At 58.8% G+C, this 2,526-nt stretch carries 1 protein-coding gene; it reads right to left on the bottom strand.

Going from position 1 to position 2,526, the window contains the following annotated elements; genetic code table 11:
- On the bottom strand, positions 1 to 2,435 hold a 2,435-nt coding region (locus LHW45_11370; protein MCB5286168.1), incomplete at its 3' end, for an InlB B-repeat-containing protein.
- Between the last annotated feature and the right edge of the window lie 91 nt (positions 2,436 to 2,526).

Here is a 2,526-nt window from a genome sequence, read left to right as displayed (position 1 = left end):
CCGGCATAGGGCAGGGTGACCCTTATCCCGAAGCCGGACGCCTCCTCGCCCCCGAGGGTCATGGTTAGTTCGAATATCTCACCCTCTCCGCTCTTGGAGAGCGAGACCTCCAGCAACCCGCCCGCGACAGAGCCTATGCTGTCCTCCTCTATGGTCACTTTGGCATCGTCTTCGAAAACCATCTCCAGCTGGACCACATCGCAATCTTCCGGTATGCCTATCATGACTTTATCGTCATCTGCCTGCACAGATACCTCTTCGGACACGTCAACCCACTTCGCTGTCAGGGACGCGCCGTTCAGCGGCATGGTGTCGAACGCGAACAAGGTCTCGGAGCCCTCCGCGTACCATCCGGCGAATATGCATCCGTCCTTGGTCGGGGCCGCCGGGGCTTCCACGGCCGAGCCGTAGTCCGCCGTTGTCGACGGGACATCGGAGCCGCCGTCGGAGTCGAAGTGTATCGTGTATTCCACAGGGGTCCACCGGGCGGTCAGGGACGCGCCGTTCAGCGGCATGGTGTCGAACACGAACGGGGTCTCGGAGCCCTCAGCGTACCATCCGGCGAATGTGTATCCGTCCCTGGTAGGTTCATCCGGGGCTTCCACGGCCGAGCCGCAGCCCGCGGTTATCGACGGGACATCGGAGCCGCCGTCGGAGTCGAAGGATATGGTGCTTATGACTGATCCATCAATCGTCAGAGTTGCGCCCGAAACCACTTCTAAAGTCGTTTCCGCACCTATCGTCCAGGTCTTCCCTGCTCCGACGGTGTAGTCCCTGGCCACATCGACTCCTGATCCGTCCTGATCGTAACTCAGGATCGTGTATCCGGGTGCATTGATCGTTATGTCGGCATCGGACAGGGAATCACAGCGTTCGGGAGCCCAGGGGTTGAAATGCGAATTCGTCCAGATGGACCCTCCGAGTATCATCTTCCCTATGACGTCGCTCTGCGCCACGTTGACGGTTATATCGCCGAATATGGCGTTGGGGCCTCCGTCGGTGCTTGTGTTGCCCGTGGTCGCCCCGACGATCAGTATTTCGGCCCCGGTCAGGGACGCCACGTTGATGACGGCCTTCGTGACCTCTCCCCTGTTACCTGTGGTTATGCATCCTATGTCTGCATCCCCCTCTATGTTCAAGGTCGCTTCCGAGGTTATTCCGTTCATGCCGCCGGCCACGACCGTGCCGATGCTGCCGCCGGATATCTGGGTCTCAGCCGTGTCCACGTAGGAATAACCTCCGTAGCATCCGCCGAAGACGGCGACAATCACGCCCCCCTCGATCGTCACTTCGGTCGTGCCCGTGGTGTTGAGGAAGTGTTCGATGCCGGTAGGCGCATCGTATGAGCCTACGCCGTTCATGGAACCGCCTCCGGCCACATACCAGGCGGTCGTGTCTCCGCTCACACGGACGTGAGCGGCGACCACCCGGGCATAACCCACCGAACCGCCCATGACATCGTCCACGTTACCGGAATCGACGACCACCGTGGAGGATCCGGTGACGTCGGCTTCGCTTTCCTCAACAGCGGAATAACCGCCCCCTATGACGTCATCCAGGACTCCTCCGGTCACCGAAACGTAGGTGTTCTCGACCGCGGTCTCTTCGGATCCTCCGAACACGTCGTAGGATGATATGTCGATCGTGTCGATCGTCTTCACCCAAACACCGGGCGAACCGTTGTCCCAAGCCGCAATGCTTATGCTGCTCTGAGGGTCTGCCGAACCGTCGTCTATGTTGATCGGAGTGCCGTTGGCGAATATCCGCTTCGCTACGGGATCTATGGTTATTTTGATTGTCGTACTTGTTTCGGGTTCCGAACCCATATTAACAACGAACCTTGGGGAATCCTCTGCTGCTTTGGCCGTGTTGTATTCCAAGAGGCCTTCCACGGTCACCGAGATGTCATGGCTGGCTGTGTAAGTCTCACCCAGCTTTCCCATGTTGAAGCCATTCCCATTATCCCCGGAACCGATTCTGTTCAGATCCCCTATGTAGAGATCGTAAGATCCGCCTTCCACGGTCGTTCCTTCACCGACGAACACCGAAATTTCAGAGTCCTTCGCATAACTCGAGTGATCGATCACCGCTATGCCCATCCCCCAGGAGGAGGGGCCGCTGGTTCCGGCTTCGCCGTCGGAGGCCTCCCCCGTCACGGTTATCTCGGCATCAACTATCGATACCTCTCCCGCCCGTATATCGAAACCGGTCTTACCCTCGAAGGTTCCGCCTTCCACGGTCAGACTCGCTGTGCTGGGGAAGTACACGGCCGCCGTTTCGTGGGATTTGAACGCCCCGCCGTTTATCTCCACCACGGCCCCGTTCTGGGTTCCGTTGCCGGAGATGGCGGAGTATCTCGCATAGATGCTGCCGTCGTTCACCGTGAGTTCTCCTCCGGAGGCGACGTATATGCCGTAGACCTCTGAATCGATCACGCCACCTCCCATAACTAGTGCTCCGCCCTCCGTTATACGGATGGCAGAATAGGCCTTGTTGCCTGTGTAGTCTGTTTCGATTCTTCCTTCG

The organism is Candidatus Cloacimonadota bacterium (assembly GCA_020532085.1).
Classification (GTDB): Bacteria; Cloacimonadota; Cloacimonadia; order Cloacimonadales; family Cloacimonadaceae; genus Syntrophosphaera.
Note: the sequence above shows the minus strand (reverse complement) of the source record. Positions and strands in the feature narration are given on the sequence as shown.